Source organism: uncultured Flavobacterium sp., from assembly GCF_951805225.1.
Classification (GTDB): domain Bacteria; phylum Bacteroidota; class Bacteroidia; order Flavobacteriales; family Flavobacteriaceae; genus Flavobacterium.
Genome location: NZ_OX638201.1, coordinates 2,431,553 through 2,453,749, shown reverse-complemented (window position 1 = coordinate 2,453,749; position 22,197 = coordinate 2,431,553). Strand labels below are relative to the sequence as shown.

General features: G+C 32.7%; 6 protein-coding genes. All 6 read left to right on the top strand.

Annotated features, from left to right (window positions below; all coding sequences use genetic code 11):
• Window positions 1-29 precede the first annotated feature (29 nt).
• The 6 genes from WN975_RS09880 (at window position 30) to WN975_RS09855 (ending at window position 22,161) form a co-directional block, all read left to right on the top strand.
• Window positions 30-8,315: an amino acid adenylation domain-containing protein gene (locus WN975_RS09880; protein ID WP_337966388.1), complete on the top strand. Its 8,286-nt coding sequence runs from the start codon at window positions 30-32 to the stop codon at window positions 8,313-8,315.
• A 209-nt stretch (window positions 8,316-8,524) separates the two neighbouring features.
• Window positions 8,525-19,771: an amino acid adenylation domain-containing protein gene (locus WN975_RS09875; protein ID WP_337966387.1), complete on the top strand. Its 11,247-nt coding sequence runs from the start codon at window positions 8,525-8,527 to the stop codon at window positions 19,769-19,771.
• 57 nt (window positions 19,772-19,828) lie between these two features.
• Window positions 19,829-20,551: a thioesterase domain-containing protein gene (locus WN975_RS09870; protein WP_337966386.1), complete on the top strand. Its 723-nt coding sequence runs from the start codon at window positions 19,829-19,831 to the stop codon at window positions 20,549-20,551.
• A 189-nt stretch (window positions 20,552-20,740) separates the two neighbouring features.
• Complete coding sequence (locus tag WN975_RS09865; RefSeq protein ID WP_337966385.1) at window positions 20,741-21,301, top strand: sigma-70 family RNA polymerase sigma factor; 561 nt, start codon at window positions 20,741-20,743, stop codon at window positions 21,299-21,301.
• Window positions 21,288-21,701, top strand: coding sequence for a hypothetical protein (locus WN975_RS09860; RefSeq protein ID WP_337966384.1), 414 nt, complete (start codon window positions 21,288-21,290; stop codon window positions 21,699-21,701). Before WN975_RS09865 ends, WN975_RS09860 begins: the two co-directional genes overlap by 14 nt.
• Window positions 21,702-21,825: 124 nt before the next feature.
• The gene (locus tag WN975_RS09855) at window positions 21,826-22,161 is read left to right on the top strand and encodes a hypothetical protein (protein WP_337966383.1); all 336 of its coding nucleotides are present in this window, start codon (window positions 21,826-21,828) and stop codon (window positions 22,159-22,161) included.
• Window positions 22,162-22,197 lie beyond the last annotated feature (36 nt).

Here is a 22,197-nt window from a genome sequence, read left to right as displayed (position 1 = left end):
CTACATCTAAAATTAAAATGTTAAAGCAATTGACTATACAAGAAATATTTCAGAAAAATATTGAATCAGGTGATCAAACAGGTATCACATTAATAGATAGTGAAAATCAAGTAGAATATATCTCTTATAAAAAGCTCTATATGGAGGCGAGGGGTATGTTACACGTTCTACAGGAAAAAGGGATAAAACCCGGAGACGAATTAGTGTTTCAGTTTCTGTCAAACAAAAACTTTTTGGTTACATTCTGGGCATGTGTTTTTGGTAAAATTATTCCAGTACCTATTGTGTTTGGAGTAAATATCGACATAATGCGAAAAATCAGAAAAGTATGGGGAAGATTAAATAATCCATACCTGATAACTGATTTACCTACCTTGAAAGATAGTTGGAAGGAATATTTACAAAATGATTCTGAAACCTTTGTTGATATTGATTATAGATTTATATTTCTTGGCGAAATAACCTATTCTAAACTGGCTACAGTTCTTCCGGGAGATTCGTCAGATACTGTGTTTATTCAATTTTCGTCAGGCTCTACCGGAAATCCAAAAGGTATTGTGAATAAACAGGATAGCATTGTATATAATATTGAAACAATGTCTAATTTAATTGACATTCAAGCAACAGATTCATTTCTTGGATGGATGCCATTAACGCATGATTTGGGATTAGTATTTTTTCACATATTTCCATTATTAAAAAATCTACCGCAATTTTTAATGCCACCTATGGTGTTTTTCGCGTATCCGGATTTATGGGTAAAAAGTTTAGCCAGTCACAATATAACAATTTCAGGCTCTCCAAACTTTGGCTTTAAACACACCATAGACAATTTGAATCCTGATGAGCTAAAAGGTTTATCATTTAATAACTTAAGACTGATAATCAACGGGGCAGAACCTGTATCAGTTGCTATTTGTGATGAATTTGAACGCGTACTTTCTCCTTATGGTCTTAGTAAAGGTGTAGTTGGACCGGCTTACGGATTGGCAGAATCGGTATTGGGGGTAGCTTTTACGCTCAAAGATGATAATAGAATTAGAGAATACATCTTAGACCGACACAAATTAAAAGTTGGTAACGCAATTGAGATCGTAGACGCCGATTCTATAAACGCTGTTTCATTTGCAAATTTAGGTCCTTTTACGGGTACCGAGATAAAAATTACCGACAGGAACATGCAAACTCTTCCGGAAGGAACGCTAGGAATTGTGCATCTTAGAAGTAAAGCAGTTACATTAGAATTTTATAATGATGAGGAAAAAACTGCAGAAACAATTTCTGAAGACGGATGGTTAAATACAGGAGATCTGGGATTTATAAATCATAATAACCTAATCTTAACAGGTAGGGAAAAAGAAATGATTTTGGTAAACGGACAAAATTATTTTCCAAATGATCTGGACGATTTAATTAATGAATTGCCACAAATACAATTTCAAAAAGCAGTTACTTGTAGTCTTTTCAATCCAGATAAACATCATGATGATATCTATGTATTTATGGTGTTTAATGGTACAGTTTCGGAATTTATTGATCTTGAAAAAACAATAAAAGACCACATTGGGCAAAGAACTGGCTTAACAGTAGAAAAAGTAATAGCCGTTGATAAAATTCCTAAAACTACAAGTGGAAAAATTCAAAGGTTTGTACTTTTAAAAGATCATTTAGACGGAAAAAATGATGAATTTTTAAATTCGCTAAAGGATGAAGATAATAAATCGGATGGCAATTCAAAAATTGAGAATAACGTAACCGAATTTTCTAATGTTACTGTTTCTTCAAGTTTAGATGTAGAGCAGGAATTACTTCATATATGGAAAGAAGTTTTAGGCGCTACTTCCATAGGATTAAATGATGACTTTTTTCAGCTGGGAGGTAATTCTTTGATCCTGATTAGATTAATTTCTAGAATTCACAAATCTTTTGGAATAGAAATTAGTATTCGCAAAGCTTTTGAAAACCGTACTATAGGCGCTCAATCAGAACTTATATCAAATTCTCCAAAAGTAATTTTTGGACATATTCCTTCTGCCCAAATCAGCAGTTTTTATCCGCAGTCTAATGCGCAAAAACGCACGTTTATACTTGGTCAGATAAATCCGGAAATGACCGCTTATAATGTTCCAACAGTTTTTGAAGTAATGGGAGATATTGATATTAAAGCGTTCGAAAAAGCTTTTAATATCATTATTAACAGACACGAATCTTTAAGAACTTCATTTCATCTAATAGATGGAGAACCAGTTCAAAAAGTTCACGACACCATTGATTTTCATATAGAAGACGTATCAGATTTAGAGAGCAGCTTAGATGAATCGATGCAAAACTTTATAAAAAGTTTTGACTTAAGTATTCCTTCTCTAATTAGAGTTGCACTCAAAAGAACGCAAAAAAATGCGGCTTATTTGCTTATTGATATGCATCATATTGTAACTGATGGAGTTTCGTATGTAAACCTTATGGAGGAATTTACAGCACTTCTAGATGATCAGGAGTTGAAACCTTTAAGCATTCAATATAAAGACTATGCCGTATGGCAGCAAAATAAGGAAAAAGAAAATCAACTTGAAAAGCAAAAAGAATTTTGGTTGGATCAGTATAAAGATGTTCCGGCTATTCTTAATTTACCAACAGATTTTGCAAGACCACGAATTAGCAATTTTAAAGGAGCTACTGCATCTTTTGAATTAAATAGTGAGGAAGTCAATACATTGGCAGAAGTGTGTTCGAAACAAGAAGTTACCATGTACACCTTGTTGCTAACTTCTTTCATCGTTTTATTATCTAAATTATCAGGTCAGGAAGATGTAGTTATTGGAACTTCTACTGCAGGTCGCCAACACGTTGATCTTGAAAAATTAATAGGTGTATTTATCAATACAGTAGCGTTGCGAAATTATCCTAAAGGTGATCAAAACTTCTCAGATTTGCTTGATAATGTTAGAGAGAATACACTGCAATGTTTTTCTAATCAGGAATACTCTTATGAAAAATTGGTTGAGCAATTAGAATTAAAATTAGATCTGAGTCACAATCCTTTATTCGATATTATGTTCGAATATTACAATTTTGATATATCAGAATTCAAATCCAAAGATTTATATTTAAAACATGTTGATTATAATAACATTAGCTCTAAACTAGATTTGTCATTCCGTGTTTTTGAAAAAGAAGAAAAGCATGTTTTTTACATCGATTACAGCACATCTTTATTTAAGGCAGAAACAATAGATCGCTTTATAGCTTATTACAAGAATATTTTAAAAGCAATAGCGGGAAATATTGATGTTAAGTTATCTAAAATCAATATTCTACCTGCAAAAGAATATAAATTGCTGGTTGAGGATTTTAATAACACAGCGTTGCAATATCCAACGGAAACAAATTTGGTTGCCGTATTTGAAGATGTGGTACAAAAACATCCGGAACAACTTGCAGTATGTTATGGAGAAGAGAAACTTACCTACGAAGAACTGAATAAACGATCTAACAAGATTGCCAGTTACTTGATTTCCGAAGGCATAGTTCCCGGCAATATTGTTGGTCTTATGTTTGAACGTTCTGTAAATATGATAGTATGTATTTTAGGAGTACTAAAAACAGGTGCAGGATATTTACCAATAGATCCTGGTTTGCCGGAACAAAGGATAAGCTATATGTTGAATCAGAGTCGATCTGCTTTCTTGCTAACTCAGGAAAAATTTTTAGAAAGATTCACAGCCTATCTTCCAGTTCAATCCATTGATTCACCTAAAATAGATTTACAAAGTTCGGATAATATATCTGTTGAAATTCATGCTACAGATATGGCTTATTGCATATTTACTTCAGGCTCAAGTGGGAAACCAAAAGGGGTGATGATGAATCATCGAAGTGTAATTAATTTGGTTAAAGGATTAGAAGAAAAAGTATACAAATCCTATGAAGATAAAAATCTGAATATTGCCCTTTTAGCTTCTTTTTCTTTTGATGCTTCTGTACAACAAATATATGGTTGTCTGCTGCAGGGACATAGTTTATACATAATGGACAACGAAAGTCGTGGAGACGGTGCCAAGCTAAAATCTTTTTATAAAACAAATAATATTGATTTATCAGATGGAACTCCAACTCATCTTCGTTTGGTACTTGATTCTTTGGTACAAGATACATCTTTAGGGAATCTTTCATCGTGGATATTAGCCGGTGAAGCATTACCAAAAGAACTGGTAAAAAAATTCTACGGTTTAGTAAAAGATAATGTACAATTATACAATTTTTACGGTCCAACGGAAACCTGCGTCGATTCAACAAGTTATCAGGTAAATAGAGACCGTTTAGACGATTATCCTTTTATTCCAATAGGAAAACCTCTTCCAAACGAGCGAATCTACATCGCTGATGCTTATGGTAATTTAGTGCCGCCGGGTGCAGTTGGCGAACTTATTATTGCAGGAGATGGTCTTGCGCAATATTATGTAGGTGATGAAAGAACGAGTTCGCAAAAATTTAGAAGCAATTGGATTGATGGCGAAGAAAGAGTATATCTTACAGGTGATATAGCAAGATGGTTGCCAGACGGAAATCTGGAGTATTGCGGCAGAATAGATGATCAGGTAAAACTAAGAGGTTATAGAATAGAGTTGTCTGAAATAGAACATCAATTGAATTCATTTGAGGAAATCAGTCATTCTGTGGTAGAATTGAAAGAATCTGAAGACGAAAAATATTTAGTTGCCTATTATGAAGCTTCTACTGCATATCAGGTAGCTGATCTTCGAAATCATTTAGCGCAGTATTTACCAGATTATATGGTGCCATCATATTATATGCAGCTCGAAAAATTACCACTTAATTCTAATGGTAAAGTAGATAGAAAATCTTTGCCTGAATATAAACTGCATGCGGTAGATAATTATGTAGCTCCTGAAACTGAAACTGAAAAAAAATTGGTAAAGATTTGGGAAGAAGTATTAAAACTTGATAGTTCTCTAATAGGAATTACCAATAACTTTTTCGATTTAGGAGGACAATCTTTGAAGCTGGTTTTCCTGGCAAACAGAATCAAAGAAACATTTAAGGTGTCTCTAAGTTTAACAAGACTTATCAATAATAAAAATATTAAAGAGTTAGCCAAAGATATTGATACAGGTTTACAGGAAGATTATTTCAAAATACCTGAGGCAAAAAAAATGGAGTTTTATCCTTTGTCTTCTGCTCAGAAAATCTTTTATTTTCTTAATCAGCTTAATAATAAATCAACAGTATATAACCAACCTCAGGCCTTTATTCTAAAGGGTTTATTGGATAAAGAAAAACTGGAGCAAGTTTTTTCTAAAATTATAGCACATCACGAAATTTTCAGAGTAAGTTTTCAATTAGTAGATGATTATCCTGTACAATCTATAGCAAAAGAAGTACCTTTTAAGATAGAGTTCTTAAATGCTACTTTAGAAAACAGTTCTGAGATAATTTCTACATTTATTCGTCCGTTTGATTTGAGTTCGGCTCCTCTTTTGCGAGTAGGTCTTATTAAAATTAATGATGAAAAACACATTTTAATTACAGATAGACATCATATTATTTCAGATGGAGTTAGTTTGGGAATATTTATTCGTGAGGTAATCTCTCTTTACAAAGGAGAAAAATTAGCTCTAGCTGATTTACAATATAAAGATTATGCTGTTTGGCAAGAAAGTAAAGAATACAAAAAAAATATAGAAAGTCAAAAGCAATATTGGCAGGAAGTATTTGCAACACAACCATTGATACTTACATTACAAACAGATTATGAACGTCCGTCGGTAATTGGTCATAATGGTGCCGGAATTGATTTTGAAATTGGGATAGAACAAACCAAAAAACTGAATAATCTGGCTAAGACACTAAACGTGACAATGTTTTCTTTAGTTCTTGGAGTTTTTAAAATAATGTTATACAAGCTTACGAATCAAAAAGATTTGATTGTAGGAACTCCTGTATCTGGTAGAAGACACTCTGATTTAGAGAATATTTTAGGTGTTTTTATCAACGTATTAGCTTTACGCAACCATATTGACCAAGAGGATAGTTTAAACACTTTTCTAAAAAGAGTAAATGAAACTTCTATTAAAAGTTTAGAGAATCAAGATTATCCATATGAAAAACTGGTTGATGATTTGGATGTAAGCAGAGATACTAGCCGTAATCCTCTTTTTGATGTAATGTTTGTGTATTCAGACGTTGGGTTAATAGAAGCTAAATTTTCAGATTTGGAGCTTAAAGAATATCCTCTTAAAGCAGATACTTCACAAATGGATCTTATGCTAAATGTAAATATTCTTGAAGAAGAGATGCATTTAAGTTTTCAATATGCAACTGATCTTTTTCATAAGTCAACAATTGAAAAATTTGTAAAGTACTTTAAAAATATAATTGATCAGATAAGTTCAGATGTTTCTATTAGCGATATAAAAATACTTGATAACGAGGAAACAGCTATAATAAAAGAATTTAACAAGTCTAAAATATCTTTTGAAGTAACAAATAATATTGTTGAAGTATTTGAAAAACAAGTGGTTGATTTTCCAAACCAAAAAGCACTTGTATACGATAATTCAGTTTTTAGTTATAAAGAACTAAACGAACGTAGTAATCAATTAGCTCATTATCTTAAAGATCAGGGTGTAGTAAAAGGCGATATGATTGGCCTTTTATTAAATAGATCTGAGGATATTATAATTGGTATTCTGGGGATATTGAAAAGTGGAGCGGCCTATTTGCCTATCGATTTTAAATTGCCTTATAACCGTGTAAAGTATATGATTGAATCGAGTGCTTCTAAATTATTATTAGGACACACAGAACATTTAGAATCATATAAAGAGATTATCGATATTCATGACATAAATGCTCGTTCAATAGATAAATATGATAAGAATAACTTGGGCATTAACAGAACTTCTTCTGATTTAGCGTACTGTATTTTCACATCAGGATCAACAGGTCTTCCAAAAGGAGTATTGATAGAAGACAGTGCTGTGGTAAATCTTGCCGAAGGACTTGCTCAAACAGTTTACAAAGATCTCGAATCTGGTCTTAGAGTAGGACTTATAGCTTCTTATTATTTCGATGCTTCATGCCAACAAATTTTTGGCGCTCTTTTAAAAGGACATTGTTTATACATATGTCAGGAAAAAGAGAAAATGGATGGCGTAGAATTATATAATTTCTACAAGAAAAACAGGATAGAAGTAAGTGATGGAACACCTACACATTTAGGATTGCTGTTAAGAAGCCTAAAAGGAACTATTGATTTGCCAGAATTTAAAGTATGGTTGTTAGCAGGTGAAGCATTGCCAAAAGAGTTGGTTAGAAAGTTTTATAATAATTCAGAAACCAATAGTACTACTTTATATAATTTATACGGACCTACAGAAACTTGTGTTGATTCTACTTTTTATAAAATTGATATTCAACAATTAGATAAGTACAGCTCACTGCCAATTGGTGTTCCGTTACCAAATGAAAGAATTTATATAGTAGATAATTTAGGTAACTCTGTGCCACAAGGAGTTCTTGGAGAACTCTGTATTGCTGGTGCTGGTCTTGCTCGAGGTTATTTGGGTAATGGTATCGAGAACGAAAAATTTGTATCAAATTGGATTGATGGCGAAGATAGAGTTTATAGAAGTGGTGATTTGGCATGTTGGCTACCAGATGGTAACATAGCTTTTAAAGGCAGAATGGATAACCAAATAAAACTTCGAGGATATCGTATTGAAATTCAGGAAATAGAACAAACGCTTTTGTCCCATAATTCTGTTGTTGCAGGTGCTGTAATACTACAAAATTTAGGGAATGATGCATACTTATCTGCGTACTATGTATCCAACGAAGAGTTGGATGGAGAAACACTAAGAGAGCACTTTAACGCTAGTCTTCCGGATTATATGGTTCCTTCTTTCTTTACTCAATTAGAGAAAATCCCTTTAACTTCAAATGGTAAACTAAAAAGAGATTCATTGCCAATTCCTAATAGAACGGTTGCAGATAAATATGTGCCGGCAACTACTGAAACTCAAAAGAAGGTAGTGGAAATATGGGCAGATGTTTTAGGTGTAGATCCTCAAAGTATAAGTGTTGAACAGGGATTTATTCAGTTGGGAGGACATTCGCTTATTGCAGTCCAAATAGCAAATAAAATAAAACGAATATTCAATATAGAAATGAAACTTGTTGAACTTTTTCAAAAAGTAACCGTTACACAACAGGCGAATTTTATTGATGCAAACTTGTGGATTCGTACAGAACACTCCTTAGAAGAACACGAGCAAAAAGAGATTAATATCTAAGATAATTTAAAGTATTTAAGTGTTTTATTACTGCAAACTTCTGTTTGCGGTAACAAAACACGCAGAATATCATATGAATTACAGATTCGTTACGCATTAAAAGATATCGGGTCATACTTGAAAAAGTTATTAGTCATATCAACTACAAAAACAGAAAATAAAAACATTATTGGGCGGAAAGCCAAATTAACATTAAAAATATTTCTAATATGGAAGAGTTATTATTAAAATTAAAAGAGCTGGAAATTAACCTTAAAGTTGTTGATGAAAACTTAAAGATAATTGTTCCAAAAAGTTTCGATAATCCTATTATTATTGAAGAACTAAGAGCAAATAAAGATGATTTAATAAGTTATTTAAACAAAAGAAAAGATCTTAATTTAATAGAAAGTAAAATACCAAAAGCGTCTAAAAAAGAATCGTATCCATTAACACCGGCTCAATTTAAAATATTTCTTCTTAACCAGTTAAACAAAACATCTTTAGCATATAACCAAACCGGAGTATTAAAGGTTACCGGAGAATTAGATGTTGAAAAACTTAAAAATGTTTTTGAGTCGTTAATCAAACGACATGAATGCTTTCGTATGCGTTTTAGTTTAGATTCAGATAATAAACCTATACAAACGGTTTTAACAAATGTTCCCTTTGAAATATATCATGTAAATAATACAGAAACGGATATTAAATCTGCTATTCATGAATTTATCAGACCATTTGATTTAAGTAATCCACCTTTAATTAGAGTAGGATTGATGGAGGTTTCACAAGATACTCGCTATATCTTGATAGATATGCATCATATAGCATCAGATGGAGTTTCTCTACAGATTCTAATGAGAGAATTCACTAAATTATATGAAGGTAAATATTTAATTCCTTTGCAAACACAGTTCAGCGATTATGCAGAATGGTTTTTAAGCGATTCACACCAAGCTTCGGTATTAAGCCAAAAAAACTTTTGGGCGCAACAATTCGAAGAAAAACATAATGTATTAGAACTTCCTTATGATTTTCCAAGACCAAAAGAAAGAACATTTAAAGGAAGTGTTGCAAAATTTAGCGTCTCTAATGAAGAAAAACATAAACTAAATGAAATCGTTAGAAAAAATGATATTACATTTTTCACACTCTTATTAGGAGTTTATGCTATAGTTCTATCAAAACTTAGCGGAAAGTCCAATTTGGTTATTGGTACATTGGTTGCAGGAAGAAAGCATCATGAATTAGAAGATATTATAGGGATGTTTGCCAATACGTTAGCATTACCAATAAGTATAGAAAGTAATTTGAGCTTTAAGGGATATGCGCAATTACTACATCAAAAAGTACTTAGTTATCTTGATAATGATGACTATCCTTATGAAGAGCTGATAAATGATTTACGTTTAGAACGCGATCCAGGTAGAAATCCTTTATTCGATTGCGTATTTGTATTACAAAATATTAAGCAGGAATCTTTTAAAATAAAAACTGCAGACATTGAGGAATATCCTATCGAATCGACAACTTCTAAATTTGACCTTACATTAGGAGCTAAAGAAGATGAATCCGGGCTGAATTTTGAATTAGAATATTCTACTGATCTTTTCAAAACAACAACAATTGAAAGGTTCATTAGTTACTACAAAAATGTATTGAAGCAGATAGCTCAAAATCCGGAAATGCTTTTGGCAGAACTATCGTTGCTTTCACAAACAGAAAAGAATACTACATTAGAAATAAATAATAATCTTCTTGATGTTTCTTATCCACAATCTGCCACTATAATTGATTTATTTGAGTCACAAGTAGAAAAACATCCTAATTCTGTGGCTGTTGTATATGAAGGCGATAAGCTCACATATGCTGAATTAAATAATTTGTCCAATATTTTGGCACAGGATTTACGTTCACAAGGTATTGGCCGCAACGACATTGTAGGTTTATTGGTAGACAAGAATCTGTATACCGTTGTTGGAATGTTAGGGATTTTAAAATCCGGAGGCTGTTATTTGCCTTTAGATCCGGGTTATCCAGAGGCAAGAATACATTATATGCTGGAAGACAGCAAAACCGGCATTGTGATTACAGATCAGGAACATGAAGGATTGTTGGGAGAATCAGCAGTTAAGAAAATTTTATTAGAAAAAGTTATAGATAAAGATATTGAAGTAGCCAATATTGTGCAAATGAACCGTCCGGAAGATTTGTGTTATATTATCTATACTTCTGGAACTACTGGTAACCCTAAGGGAGTTATGGTAGAACATGGTAATATTGTACGTCTTTTTTTCAACGATGCGTTTCAATTCAATTTCAGTGAAAAAGATGTCTGGACAATGTTCCATAGTCACTGTTTTGACTTTAGTGTTTGGGAAATGTACGGGGCTTTATTTTATGGCGGTAAAGTGGTTATCATACCATCATTTGTAGCGATGGATCCTTCGCGTTACCTACAGGTTTTAAAAAATCATAAAGTAACAGTATTAAACCAGACGCCAACGGCATTTAACAACCTGATGGACGAATGCAGCCGTAAGGACATATATCTAAATGATCTGCGCTACGTAATTTTTGGCGGAGAAGCCCTTGTACCTTTTAAATTGAAAGCATGGAAGGAACAATATCCTGATGTAAAATTGGTAAACATGTACGGAATTACCGAAGTGACTGTCCATGCGACTTACAAGGAAATTGAACTTGAAGATATAGAAGGGAATATAAGCAATATAGGAAAGCCGATTCCAACGACTTCATTATATGTACTGGATGAAAACAGGGAGTTGGTTCCACAAGGGGTTTCTGGAGAGATTTATGTTGGAGGTGCCGGAATAAGCAGAGGTTATCTGAACAAAGAAGAACTGACCAATTCCAAATTCCTGGACAATCCTTATCGCAAAGGAGAACGTTTCTATCGTTCCGGAGATTTGGGAAGATTATTAGAAAACGGCGATTTAGAATATCTGGGACGTATCGACAGTCAGGTGCAGTTAAAAGGCTTTAGAATAGAGCTTAAAGAAATTGAACATAATTTACGTCAGCATGAATCCATACAGGATTGCGTGGTGATCAAAAGAGATTCAGAAGAAGGGCATGCCTATTTGTGTGCGTATTACACAGGAGAAGAAGTTCTGGAAGTAGCAGCACTTAGGGCGCATTTAGGCAAACACCTGCCTAAATATATGATTCCATCTTATTTTGTAAAAATGGAAGAATTTCCGGTTACCTCGAATAATAAAATTGCGATAGCAAAATTGCCGTCAATTGATAAAGAATCATTAGGAGAAACTTATAAAGCGCCAACTACAGAAGAAGAGTCAAAAATGGCGGAAGTATGGGCAGAAGTACTAAAAGTTCCAAAAGTTGGTATACAAGATAATTATTTTAGTTTAGGTGGTGATTCTCTGAAAGCCATTGGATTGATCTCAAATATCAACATCAAACTAAATACATCACTTACAATAGCAGATTTATATTCTTTCCAAACCATTGAAGAATTGGCGCAGAAAATAACAGTTTCGCCAAAAGATGGTTTAAGCAGTTTGATCTATGAAGAAGCACAGGAAGAAGTGCGCCTTTTTGGGGAAGCTTACAGAAAAGAAGGAAAATTTTTAGATTCATACGAAGGGGTTTACCCGATGAATGGCGTCGAAAAAGGAATGGTTTTTCACTCTTTAAAAAGTAAACCCACAAACGTTCATGAAATTGTTTATCATGAGCAGAATATATACGATTACCCGATAAGTAATTTTGATTTTGAACTGTTTAAGCATGCTGTAGGTTTAATGATTGATAAACATACAACGTTGCGCAAGGTTTATGATTTAGAGAATTTTGCGCATATCATCCTGAAGAAAACAGAACCTGAAGTTAATTTTATCGACATTTCTAACCTTGACAGGAAAGAGCAGGAAGCTTTCATAAAAAATAAATTACTGGAAGAGAAAATGAGAATGACAAACCTTTCATTTTCATTATTGTGGCGTATCAATATTATAAAAGTACAAGATGATTACCAATATTTACTGCTGGATTTTCATCATTCTTTCTTTGATGGATGGAGTCTTACAGGGTTTGTTACAGAACTGTCCAGCACTTACTCTATGTTGTTAGAAGATAGAAATTATATTCCAAAACCTTTACAAAGTACCTATAAAGATCAGATTATTGGTGAGTTGGCAGCTGCAAAAGACCAAAATTCAATCAGCTACTGGCAGGAGGAACTGGACGGTTATTCCCGATTTGAATTACCAGTCAAACATTCAGAACATAAATTCAGAAGTGAGTGGTTCAATTTTGGAAAAGATTTTAGAGACCAATTAGAGCAACTTGCCTTAACGTATAATACCAGTTTCAAGCATTTGTGTTTTGCAGCTTATATATATACGATGAATATGTTGAGTTATAAAGATGATGTAACTCTTGGTATCGTTACCAATAACAGACCATTGACATCTGATGGAGACAAACTATTGGGTTGTTTTTTAAATACAATTCCTTTTAGAGCAAAAATACCTGCAGGTCTGACTTGGGGAGGCTATATCAATTACATAGAAGATAAGTTAAGAAAACTAAAGTATCATGAAAGAGTTCCGTTTCATAAAATATTAGAAATTACGAAGGAACCTGCAAATGAGCACAATCCTGTTTTTGATATATCTTTTAATTACATAGACTTCAGACTTTATGCTGAAATACAAAAGACCGATCAAATAGTAAGGCCGAATGAATTTAAGGCATCGAATTTTTATATGAATAATAATACCAGTATAGATTTTCATATATATGCTGATAACAGTGATTTCAGATTAGCTCTAACCCATTCGACAGCAGTTTTTAGCAAAGAAGAAGTACAAAAACTTTCCGGTTACTTTAAATCCATATTAGATCAATTTTTAACTGGTACAGAAGATCTTTTGCAAAAGGAAACAATTCTTCAGGAGTCTGACAAGGAGATAAATAACAGCATAAATAATCTTCTTGATGTTTCTTATCCACAATCTTCCACTATAATTGATCTGTTTGAGTCACAGGTAGAAAAACATCCTAATTCTGTAGCTGTTGTATATGAAGGCGATAAACTCACATATGCTGAATTAAATAATTTGTCCAATATTTTGGCACAAGATTTACGTTCACAGGGTATTGGCCGCAACGACATTGTAGGTTTATTGGTAGACAAGAATGTGTATACCGTTGTTGGAATGTTGGGGATTTTAAAATCCGGAGGTTGTTATCTGCCATTAGATCCGGGTTATCCAGAGGCAAGAATACATTACATGCTGGAAGACAGTAAAACTGCCATTGTGATTACAGATCAGGAACATGAAGGATTGTTGGGAGAATCAGCAGTTAAGAAAATTTTATTAGAAAAAGTTATAGATAAAGACATTCAAGTAGCCAATATTGTGCAGATGAATCGTCCGGAAGATTTGTGTTATATTATCTATACTTCAGGAACTACTGGAAATCCTAAAGGAGTTATGGTAGAGCATGGTAATATTGTACGTCTTTTTTTCAACGATGCGTTTCAATTCAATTTCAGTGAAAAAGATGTCTGGACGATGTTCCATAGCCACTGTTTTGACTTTAGTGTTTGGGAAATGTACGGAGCTTTATTTTATGGCGGTAAAGTGGTTATCATACCATCATTTGTAGCGATGGATCCTTCGCGTTACCTACAGGTTTTAAAAAATCATAAAGTAACAGTATTAAACCAGACGCCAACGGCATTTAACAATCTGATGGACGAATGCAGCCGTAAGGACATATATCTAAATGATCTGCGCTATGTAATTTTTGGCGGGGAAGCGCTTGTGCCTTTTAAATTGAAATCATGGAAGGAACAATATCCAGATGTGAAATTGGTAAACATGTACGGAATTACCGAAGTGACTGTCCATGCTACTTATAAGGAAATCGAACTTGAAGATATAGAAGGGAATATAAGTAATATAGGAAAACCGATTCCAACGACCTCATTATATGTACTGGATGAAAACAGGGAGTTAGTTCCACAAGGGGTTTCTGGAGAGATTTATGTAGGAGGTGCAGGAATAACCAGAGGTTACCTGAACAAAGAAGAACTGACCAATTCCAAATTCCTGGACAACCCTTATCGCAAAGGAGAACGTTTCTATCGTTCCGGCGATTTGGGAAGATTATTAGAAAACGGCGATTTAGAATATCTGGGACGTATCGACAGTCAGGTGCAATTAAAAGGTTTTAGAATAGAACTAAAAGAAATTGAGCATAATTTACGTCAGCATGAATCCATACAGGATTGCGTGGTGATCAAAAGAGATTCAGAAGAAGGGCATGCCTATTTGTGTGCGTATTACACAGGAGAAGAAGTTCTGGAAGTAGCAGCACTTAGGGCGCATTTAGGCAAACACCTGCCTAAATATATGATTCCATCTTATTTTGTAAAAATGGAAGAATTTCCGGTTACCTCGAATAATAAAATTGCGATAGCAAAATTGCCGTCAATTGATAAAGAATCATTAGGAGAAACTTATAAAGCGCCAACTACAGAAGAAGAGTCAAAAATGGCGGAAGTATGGGCAGAAGTACTAAAAGTTCCAAAAGTTGGTATACAAGATAATTATTTTAGTTTAGGTGGTGATTCTCTGAAAGCCATTGGATTGATCTCAAATATCAACATCAAACTAAATACATCACTTACAATAGCAGATTTATATTCTTTCCAAACCATTGAAGAATTGGCGCAGAAGATAACAGTTACGCCAAAAGATGGCCTTAGCAACCTGATCTATGAAGAAGCGCAGGAAGAAGTGCGCCTGTTTGGGGAAGCTTACAGGAAAGAAGGAAAATTTTTAGATTCATACGAAGTGGTTTACCCGATGAATGGTGTCGAAAAAGGAATGGTTTTCGAGTATCTAAAAAGTAAATCAAACGATATTCATGAAATTATTTATCATGAGCAAAATATGTATGATTATCCGGTAAGTAATTTTGATTTTGAACTCTTTAAGCATGCTTTAGGCTTAATGATCGATAAACATACAACGTTGCGCAAGGTCTATGATTTGGAGAATTTTGCACATATCATCCTGAAGAAAGCAGAACCCGAAGTAAATTTTATTGATATTTCTAACCTTGACAGGAAAGAGCAGGAAGCTTTTATAAAAAATAAATTACTGGAAGAAAAGAGGAGAATAACAGACCTTTCATTTTCATTATTGTGGCGTATCAATATTATAAAAGTACGAGATGATTACCAATATTTACTGTTGGATTTTCACCATTCATTATTTGATGGTTGGAGTCTGTCTTCTTTCCTAACAGAATTTCTAAATATGTATTCTACTTTGGTAAAAGATAGAAATTATATTCCGAAACCTTTACAAAGTACCTATAAAGATCAGATTACTGGTGAGCTCGCAGCTGCAAAAGACCAAAATTCAATCAGCTACTGGCAGGACGAGTTAGAAGGTTATTCCCGATTTGAATTGCCATCTACAGAGGCAGAACATGTATTTATAAGCGACGTGTTTGAGTTAGGTAATGATTTTAGAGATGAATTGGAACAACTTGCCGTAGTGTATAATACCAGCTTCAAGCATTTGTGCTTTGCAGCTTATATATATACGATGAACATGTTGACGTATAAAGATGATGTAACACTTGGTATTGTTACCAATAACAGACCATTAACACCTGACGGAGACAGACTTTTGGGTTGCTTTTTAAATACAATTCCTTTTAGGGCAAAAATACCTGCAGGTTTAACTTGGGGAGCTTATATCACATACATAGAAGATAAATTAAGAAAACTAAAATATCATGAAAGAGTTCCGTTTCATAAAATATTAGAAATTACGAAAGAACCATCAGGTCAGCATAATCCTGTTTTTGATGTTGCTTTTAATTATTTAGATTTCCAAATTTTTAAAGAATGGGAAGCATATGATGCCTCAATAGTTTTAGAAGAAGATTCATTATCTGAATTTTATCTGAATGAGCATTTCCCTTTTGGCTTTCATATAGAAGCTCATGATCTTAGACAGGAGCATGGTGGTGTTTATAATAAAAGTTTCAGGTTGTTATTAAGATATTCAACAGCAGTTTTTAGCAAGGAAGACGTAAAAAAGCTTGCTAATTACTTTAAGTTAATATTAGATCAGTTTTTATACAGTCAAACAGCTTTGATGAGAAAAGAAACCATTCTTTCAAAAGCTGACAATGAAGATCGTGAGCTATTAAAAGAGTTTAATTCTACAGCTGTAGAATATGAAGACAATCTAACTGTATTAGATTTATTCAACAAACAAGTTCAGTCTAATCCTGAAAATATAGCAGTTCATTTTGATGGAAAAAAATTAACATATGCTGAGTTAGATAGTATTTCAAATCAGCTGTCTCATGTTTTAATAAAGAAAGGAGTTACCACTGAAACTTTGGTGCCTATATGTGTAGATCGCTCATTTGAGATGATAATTGGAATATTAGGAATTTTAAAGGCTGGTGGCGCCTATGTTCCTATCGATCCTGCGTACCCAAAAAACCGAATAGATTATATTATTGAAGATACAAAACCGATTGTTGTATTAACAGAATCTAAATATCAGCATTTATTTAGTGACACACAACATCTAAATATTGACGATAAATCTATATACGACGAAGCATCAGAGTCATCTCTAAACCTAAATATTCCGGTAACATCACTGGCTTATGTTATTTATACTTCAGGAACTACGGGTAATCCAAAAGGAGTTATGAATCAACATGATGGAATTTATAATCGCCTTTTATGGATGCGTGATTATCTGGAGGTAACAGAAGCTGATAATATATTACAAAAAACAACTTTTTGTTTTGATGTTTCGGTTTGGGAATTATTACTTCCTTTAATATCAGGAGCCAGACTAGTATTTGCAATTCCTGAGGGACATAAAAATTCAAATTATTTACAGGAAGTTATTAGTGAAGAAAAGATCACTATCATGCATTTTGTGCCTTCAGCATTATCAGTTTTTCTGTTGGCATTTGAAAATTTCGGAAGTACAAATTTACGTGCTGTAATATGTAGTGGAGAAGAACTGAAATTAGCAGCTGTAAAAGATTTTAGAAGAAAGTTTAACGGAGTAAAACTTCATAATCTTTACGGACCTACAGAAGCGGCTATCGACGTTACTGCTATTGATCTTACAGCAAATGAGGAAGGAATTGTAACTATTGGAAAACCTATCGCCAATACACAAATTTATATTGTAGACAATAATAACATTCAACCAATAGGAGTTTTGGGAGAATTGCTAATTGGAGGGGTTCAGACTTCACGAGGATATTTGAATAAACCTGAATTAACATCAGAAAAATTTATTGTAAATCCTTTCGACAGTGAGGATAAGTATAAATTATATAAGACAGGAGATTTAGCACGTTGGCTACCTAACGGGACTATTGAATATAAAGGCAGAAATGATCATCAGGTAAAAATTAGAGGTCATCGAATTGAGTTGGGAGAAATAGAAAACGCTTTATTGAATCATCCTCAAATAAAAAATGCTGTAGTAGATTATCGCAGCCGTAATGAAGAAAATTACCTGATTGGATACTTTGTCACTGATTCAGATGAATTGGATATTCAGGAATTGAAAAGTTATTTAAGAATACATGTTCCTGAATACATGATTCCGTTTTATTTCACAAAGTTAGACAAGTTGCCTATTACTGCTAGTGGAAAAATTGATAGAAAATCATTACCGGATCCGGAAACTAAGTTGGATAGAGTAATAGAAATGCCTCGTAACGAAGAAGAAGCCAAAATGTTAGGTATTTGGGCAGAGGCTTTGGGAGTTGATGCTTCGAAAATTAGTGTAACAGATAACTTTTTTGATGTTGGAGGACATTCATTAAATGCAATGAAGCTTAATCTCTTAATCCGAAAAACATTTTCAAAAGACTTTAACCTAAAAGATGTATTTAATTATGCAACTATACGTTTGATGACGCAACAAGTTTCTGATAAAGAAAATATCAAAAAAGATAGTGTAGACCTATTCAAGTTTGATTTTAATCAACTAGATAATTTAGAGGAAAGCACAGTTTATGATGCAACTTTTGAGCAGACTAAAGAGTTTATCAGATTTAGAATAAAAGGTGATCTGGCATTCAATGTAGTCACAGTTTTATCCGTTAATCATATGGATAATGAAATCATGATTAATGCAATATCTAAATTAATAGACAGACATGAAATTCTTAGAACAACATTGTTTTTTGAAAACGGACAGGTAAAACAAAGAATTCATCCAGAAATTGACATTAATGAAATTGTCGAAAACGTAGTTGTACTAGAAGGAGAATCAATAGATGAGGTGCAAAAAAGAGAAATGACTAAGGCCTTTGATAGAAGATTTAATTTTGAGAAAGAGCCAAGTATATCTATAAAAATCTTAAACTTCCCAGGCGAAATCCAAGAAGTTATAATTACGATGCACCATGTCATAGCAGATAAGACTACTATGAAAGTTATGAAATCTGAATTAAATCAGATATATAATAATTTAAAACTAAATACTCACAGAGAATTAATGCCGCCTAAAATTCAGTTTAAAGACTATGCCATATTAGTAAATAAACTGAGGAAAGAAACGGAGCTGTTAACTGAGAATTTTTATGAGGAAAAAATTATGAGAAGCTTATCATTGAATGGCACTCCATATTCTGAGGTTATAAAAGATTCTAACAACAGTTATAAAACAACATTGAAAAATGATATACAAAAATGTTTAGAACTTCAAAATAGAGAGGACGAGCATTTTACAGAAGCATATGGGCATATATATGATATTCTTGAAAAGGAAGATGGAGCACAATATCTTTTTGTAATAGACAATGAAAAACTTGAAAAGTTAGAGAAAATAAGAAACAATTTTGGAACAAGTTATTTTCTATTAATTGTATCTTTTTACTCAATTGCCATTGGAAAAATGAAATCAAAGAAATCAACGGGAATTTTGTTGTCAATAACAAATAGAGTTGTTGAAGAATTTGAAGATGTAATCGGTTATCTGGCTTCTGATATGTTAGCTGTAATTGATGTGGAAAGTGATTTAAGTATAGGGAAATTAGTTAATAGTGTTTCTGATACAATCAACGAAACTTCTAATTATAGATTTTATAATTATGAAAAAATCTTATCTAAACTTGATTTGAATTTAGGTGTTGTCGCACCTGTATTTCTAAATTATGCCAGAATTGATGATAGTTCACCTGCTGAATCAAAATCAAAACATCTGATGAGAGAAAATAATAAATCATATTTTGATGTTAACTGTACAATGCAACATTATGACGACTCAATTCTGATTTATGTAAATTATAAGCTGATGTACCTTGATAACAATCAAATGGAGGAGCTTTGGGAAAAATTTTCATCAATAATTGATCTTATTGAAGAGAATCCAAAAATGACCGTACTTGAATTGATGGAGAAAATATAATGGAGAAAGTATTAAGACTTTTTCAATAATTAATGATACTCAATTAAATTTTTTAAAATGACAAAAAAGATCAAGCTATTCTGTTTACCATTTGCGGGCGGAGCGGCGAATTTATATGAACAATGGAACAAAAATTTATCAAAAGAAATAGAATTATGTCCCATTAATTTAGCGGGAAGAGGAAACCGCATTATGGAAAAACCATATAACAATTTAGAAGAGGCTGTAAATGATATATTCAATATTATAAAAGATGATATATCTGAATCTGATTATGCTATTTTTGGGCATAGTATGGGGGCTTTATTGGCTTATGAGTTGGTTCAAAAGATATTAAATCTTGGAAAAAAGGCTCCTTTGCATGTGTTTTTTTCTGGAAGGAAACCTGTTCATATTCGAAAAACCAAAAAACTTTACAGCGATATGAATGCGTTAGAGTTTAAAGAAGCGGTTTTATCTTTGGGAGTTACACCTCGCGAGATTTTTGAGAATTCTGACCTGAACGAAATCTTCGTTCCCATATTAAGAAGTGATTTCAAGATTGCTGAAACATTTGTGGAAAGACCGGAAATTATTCCTTTTAATTTTGATATTTCTGTTCTTGTAGGAAAAGATGAAGAAATTACTGTTGAAGAAGCAGAACAATGGAAATTATACACTACCAAAAAATGCGCTGTATATTACATTAAAGGAGGTCACTTTTTTTTATTAAATGAACAGCAGGCCGTTATTGATATTGTTAATAATCATTTACATAATCTTGTGGCAATAGATATATGAAGATATTAGCAGATTAACTAAGATGATGTGTTTGTAATATTGATGTAAATTAGAAAATTATAATCGTTTATATAGAGAAATCTTTTAAACGGTTTTTAAACTAAATAATCATCAAAATAAAAAAAACGCATTATCTTGGTTATTTTGCAACCAAATATATATTCACGTTGTCTACTTGATATAATCGAGATGGAAGAAAAAGAAATCATAGACTTAATAGCAAAAGGGGACACAAAGGTTTTTTCTTTTTTAGTAGATAAATATCAAAATTTGATTTTTACTATTGTAAAAAGAATACTTCCTGAACAAATGGATACAGAAGACGTATGCCAGGAAGTATTTGTGAAAATTTACAGAGGCATAGGTACTTTCAAGCATGAGTCGAAATTGTCAACATGGATAGCAAAAATAGCCTATTTCACAGCGCTAAATTATCTGAAAAAAAATAAAAAAAATAAAACGCATAGTGATTTAAAAAATAATGAAACGATTGATACCGGGACTGATGGACCGGACGAATTATTAATCAAAATTAATACGACTGAATACCTGAACAAACTAATAGCCCGCCTGCCTGAACAGTATAGATTGATACTTACTTTGTATCATTTAGAGGAGTTTTCTATTCAGGAAATTCATGAAACAACAGGAATGGCAACGGGTACTATAAAAAGCCATTTGTTTAGGGCACGTAAAATGTTAAAGGAAAAAATGGACGATCATTTTAAAAACACTTATGAAAGTAGATAAAGATACTATTATCCAAAAACTTCTGGATGAAAGCAATCCGGAAATAGAAAATACATTACTGGAAATGAAAGACGATCCGGATTTTGAAGCATACAATTTTTTGTACGACAACTTAAAACAAAAGATGCCACAGGATCTTTCGTATTCATTTAAATCATCAGTTATTAGAAGAATAGAAATAGAAAAAAAACAAGCCGACGACACAAAGTTTTACTGGTTTTTTGGTATCACTTTTATTATTGGAGTTGGCGTAATTGCAGCAATGTTATATGGTTTAAAAGATTTTTTTATACCAATTTTAGCTATAATTGCTAAATTCAAAGGGTTTATTTTAATTATAATTGGTGCAATATTACTTAGTAAAACTCTCGATCAAAGGCTTAATAAAAAACGTATTTAGTACCATCGGAGTACAATTATAAAATAATTTAAAATTTTTACGCTTTAATTGCAACCTTAAACTCAATATGGTTGTCTAATTAATAAAACACAATATTATGATTGAGAAAATTGCACCCTTTATAATGATTACAGTAACCACTTGGTTAATAGTAATGCTGCTAAATAATTTGATGAAGTACAGATTCAAAAGGAGAATTATAGAAACGAATATGAATGATGAAAATCTCATTAGTCTCATATTAGAGTCAAAGAAAGATGATCCTGAAGAGCGAAAAATAAAATTACTGAAATGGATTTTTATTAGCTTCTTTGGAGGAATTGGTTTAATCGTACAGGAATTTCTGCCTTATAAAATGGACGAATCAATTTTACCTTATGGCGTTCTGAGTATATTTCTATCAATAGGGCTATTACTATATTACCTAATCATTCATTATTTTTTTCGAAAACCGAGCTAAGTATTAGTTTTCTAATCCGTTTTTAACCCATATTTT